5 protein-coding genes are annotated in these 3,556 nt (G+C 30.3%); 3 read left to right on the forward strand and 2 right to left on the reverse strand.

Going from position 1 to position 3,556, the window contains the following annotated elements:
* Positions 1–18 precede the first annotated feature (18 nt).
* Entirely contained in the window at positions 19–351 is a 333-nt protein-coding gene (locus ACFO6W_RS18545) for an Arm DNA-binding domain-containing protein (RefSeq protein WP_379999156.1), read from the reverse strand.
* An 821-nt stretch (positions 352–1,172) separates the two neighbouring features.
* Between ACFO6W_RS18545 and ACFO6W_RS18550 the strand changes: the two genes are divergently transcribed.
* The 3 genes from ACFO6W_RS18550 to ACFO6W_RS18560 all read left to right on the forward strand — a co-directional run bounded on the left by ACFO6W_RS18550 (position 1,173) and on the right by ACFO6W_RS18560 (position 2,913).
* Positions 1,173–1,418: a hypothetical protein gene (locus tag ACFO6W_RS18550; RefSeq protein ID WP_379999158.1), complete on the forward strand. Its 246-nt coding sequence runs from the start codon at positions 1,173–1,175 to the stop codon at positions 1,416–1,418.
* Positions 1,419–1,986: 568 nt separating this feature from the next.
* Positions 1,987–2,520 carry an RteC domain-containing protein gene (locus tag ACFO6W_RS18555; RefSeq protein ID WP_379999160.1) on the forward strand — a complete coding sequence of 178 codons (534 nt, stop codon included), beginning with the start codon at positions 1,987–1,989 and terminating at the stop codon, positions 2,518–2,520.
* Positions 2,521–2,637: 117 nt separating this feature from the next.
* Positions 2,638–2,913, forward strand: a complete 276-nt coding sequence (locus ACFO6W_RS18560; protein ID WP_379999162.1) for a helix-turn-helix domain-containing protein — start codon at positions 2,638–2,640, stop codon at positions 2,911–2,913.
* Positions 2,914–3,356: 443 nt separating this feature from the next.
* Here ACFO6W_RS18560 and ACFO6W_RS18565 read toward each other — a convergent pair.
* The coding region (locus ACFO6W_RS18565; RefSeq protein ID WP_379999164.1) for a hypothetical protein at positions 3,357–3,556 on the reverse strand (200 nt) is incomplete at its 5' end.

Raw genomic sequence — 3,556 nt, forward strand, 5'->3', positions numbered from 1 at the left:
GTTTTTTCAGGGGTCAATTTAGATTTGGCACGAGGGGGCAACGCTCACTGGATTTTCCAGATATGCCTGTTTAAGCCTGGCCGGGGATACTGAGTCATGTTTTAATAACAAATTGAAGTAAAAGCATTTTATCTTATCTCTTATTACCTGTAAGAGTTCATTGATATATAAAAAAGGTTCATGAATTGCTTTATTCTCTTTCTGAGACCAAGCTCCTGGATCAACCTCTAATTTGCTGCTAAACTGAATTTGTTTTCCGTTGATTGTGATACGGATCATGATAGTTCCTAGTCCATTATCTTTTAATTGATTCTTTCTTATAAAAAATAAGACTCTGAATGTCTCTTTCATTTTGAAGTTGTCTTATTACAATAAACAAAAAATAATCGTTCCTCTGAATAACGTATTTTTAGGAACGATTTAACATCTTATTTTAGGAATATTATAGAAAATTGAAGATCGCTATACTAATAAGGGCATATATGCAGTTAGCATATTCTTGTATACAGTTTAGACAAAAAGTCAAACTTTTATACAACAAATAGGTGTAAACAATGGAGTTATATTTTATAATCTTCGAACTTTTACGAACACAGATAATAAATAGTGATCTTCTTGCTATATATTTGGAAATAAGTTTCCATTTCTAGCATAAAGTGTATAGTCCCAGGCAGAGTTGAATCACATCTCTATAAGATACCAAAAAACAATCATCTAGCCCTTTATGCTTTCACCAGTTGTCCAACAATCGTAAAACATATTTATAATTAAAAATATTTACTTGCTGACCATCTGTGGATATTCGCTCTAAATCTCCTTTAACGGCTTAGCCTCTCTCAGTAAGCGGATGCAAAGGTAAAGCATTTTTCTTTATCTGCAAGTTGTTTGACTATTTTTTTTATTTTTTCTATTTTTTCGAATCCTTTAAAGATCTCAAAAATCTTACAGTTAATTATTTAGGCATAAATCTTCATTCAAAAAAATATTGTCTTAATAAAAAGAAACCACCATTTTCACGTATTTTACACAAAAACACCCTATTCTGCTAATTTTCATTAAATACTCAACAATAAATTTATCCACATCGATTACATCAATAATTTAGAGATTCAAAATATGGGTCACAATCCGGAAATATCTCCGGATTCAAAACAATTAAATAAAATGTTCTTATGGAAACTATCATTGTTACTACAGAATCGGATATCGAAAAAATAATAGAAAGAATTATAGATCGGAAATTCCCTAAATCTCTAATATCGGAATTAGAAAAAACATTTAGTATTAATCAAACCGCAAAAATGCTAAAACGATCGCATAAAAAAATCTCTGATCTAGTCGCGGCAGGCATATTAAAGACAACTCCCGATAAGAGAATATATGAAAGTTCAATCATAAAATACTGCCAGAATAAATAATATTTTCACAAAAATAGAATATTTCAGATTTTATACGTTACTGATATTACGCTTATTTATTGGTCCATTATGTATATTATTAAAGAAGATTTGAGAACTTCATACTTACTTATTGTGTCCTGTCATAAGTTATTATTTCGGAAAAAACTTTTATCCCCAATATATTGGCTATTGTCGATACCAGCTAAGAAAAACAGGTTAAATTCCAACTGTCTTTTATAATCAAATTGAATTTTATATACTAATCTCTTTTTCAATTTATTTTTCTCAAAATAAAATCGACCTTCATGATTAAAACTATATTAAACGATATACAAAAGAGAATCTAAATTTTCAATAGGAGACTAGAGATATCTAACTATTCAGGAAATTTTTCACGATGCCCCTTACAATTGAATAAATTTAATATTCAATCAGTTTATAATTTTATATTAAGATGAATAATAAAGGAAAAGCATCTTATACATCTAATTATAAAAGCATTAAAAACATTCAATCCCAAGATAATTTAACTATATTTAAAGAAATATCCGTCAGGCTTTGTTTTACCTTTTAAACGAAGCACATTATGAAAGCGAAAATAATTAAAATCAGCCTTCTAGTATTTAAAATCGATGATAAATCTAATATTGAAAAATTAAGCAAAAGACTAGTCAGGGATTTAACTGAATATTGCACAACGGAAAATAATCTTCTGGAAGTTTACAGGCTTCTTCGAAGAATTAGGTACACGATCCTGATTAATAAAAATCAACATCCCCAACATGAGTGTCAATGTGACTATCTATTATATATTATAGATACAGAAATTGAAATAAATAGATTAAAAACAGAACACTCTGATTTAAGAATAAAGATACCTAAATTATTAAAGTGGACAGACACATTTAATGCATTGATTGAATTGATTTATGGGACACAAAACCTCTCTATTAATTTCGGAAAAGGTAAATTGGAAGAAATTGCCGCATGTTTTGAGTTTATTTTTCAAATTAAACTGGGAAATATAAGCGAAAAGTTCGGTGATATGTGTACCAGGAAACCCAAAAAAATGTATATTGACAGGATAAAAGAGAACTTATTTAAAAAAATGAAAATATAAAACACTAGTTTTCTTATGTTTAAGATAAATATTTCCCTATTTAAAAATAATTAGGGAAATATTTTTTTTTAAGAAACCCATCTTTGCATTAATACAACTATAAATAAAAGAAAAAGTATGGGACAGGACTTTAAAGAATACATAGAATTAATCATAAAACTTTTAACCAAGAGATTTGATTCGATAGATAACAAATTAGATAGATTATCCCGTATAAAAGACGTTATGGAGGGTGATGAACTTCTGGATAATCAAGACGTCTGTTTACTCTTGGGTATTACTCCCAGAACGCTGCAAAGGTATAAGCAGTTTGGACTATTACCTTATGAGAAAATCAAGGGTAAATCATATTATAAAAAGTCTGACGTTATGAACGCCTTGAAAAGAAAATAATTATCTATAAAGAATGAGGTAGAACAATGTTTGTCTGTCCAAAGTTCTCTTTTCTAAAATAGTCACGACTCAACCTAACATAATCCTAAAAATAAACTTCACGAATAGATTCCACAAATGATATTTTTATATCTTTACAACTCAGAGTCGTTCTTTGTATTCTATGCAAAATGAGGTAAAAGGTTGAGGTTCAATCATTTTCAAACCATTGCCTGCTAAGAAAAATATTCTCACAACTCGTTTGTTTTCAGTTGATAAGAATATTTTCTATGCCTTAAAGGCTGCAGACTGACACGTTTTCCTGTCATTGATGGTACACAAGGCTAGCAATTTTGCCATACCTATCAACCATTTCATATATTCCATAGCGCGTTATCGGATTACCGTACCTGTTGATAAAGAGGTTTTCATTTGTGGTACGACCGTTAATAAAAGGCTTACGTCTAAGGAAAGTCCGGGGACATTCCCGGGATTGCCGGCAAATTGTCGTGGCTTAGCCTGCACACTCTCCACTGGCAGGGAAGTAGTTCCTCCAGATTTTTTCCCGATTTTGGGGCAAGGTAATAAGGCAGTTTGGTGATGACTGGATAATCTTGAGTATGCCGGTTCTTCGTCAAATTTGATGCAATAATTTTAGGACAGA

The organism is Dysgonomonas termitidis, assembly GCF_042654545.1.
GTDB lineage: Bacteria > Bacteroidota > Bacteroidia > Bacteroidales > Dysgonomonadaceae > Dysgonomonas > Dysgonomonas termitidis.